The organism is Nocardioides oceani, from assembly GCF_030412965.1.
Taxonomy (GTDB): Bacteria; Actinomycetota; Actinomycetes; order Propionibacteriales; family Nocardioidaceae; genus Nocardioides; species Nocardioides oceani.
In genome coordinates this window covers 1-211 of sequence record NZ_JAUHJQ010000314.1, presented here as the reverse complement: position 1 = coordinate 211, position 211 = coordinate 1, and the positions used below count along the sequence as shown (strand labels likewise).

The 211-nt window shown below is 73.0% G+C and carries 1 protein-coding gene; it reads right to left on the bottom strand.

The window, feature by feature from the left end:
* Nucleotides 1–211 (bottom strand): maltokinase N-terminal cap-like domain-containing protein (locus QWY28_RS24200; protein WP_439117285.1); only part of this gene is annotated, 211 nt, incomplete at both ends.

Here is a 211-nt window from a genome sequence, read left to right as displayed (position 1 = left end):
GATGAAGGCGTGGTCCAGGCGCGTCTCGGCCTCGGCGTACAGCGCCAGCGGCACCTGGTAGGTCTCGGTGCCGCCCTCGCTGTCGCCGTAGGTGAGCTCGACGTGGTGGTCGACGACGGCGGGCCCGGCGTCGACGCAGCCGGGCACCTGCCCGATGCGGTGCACGGCGGTCACCTCGAAGGGACGTCCCTTGCCCCCGAACCAGCGGGTC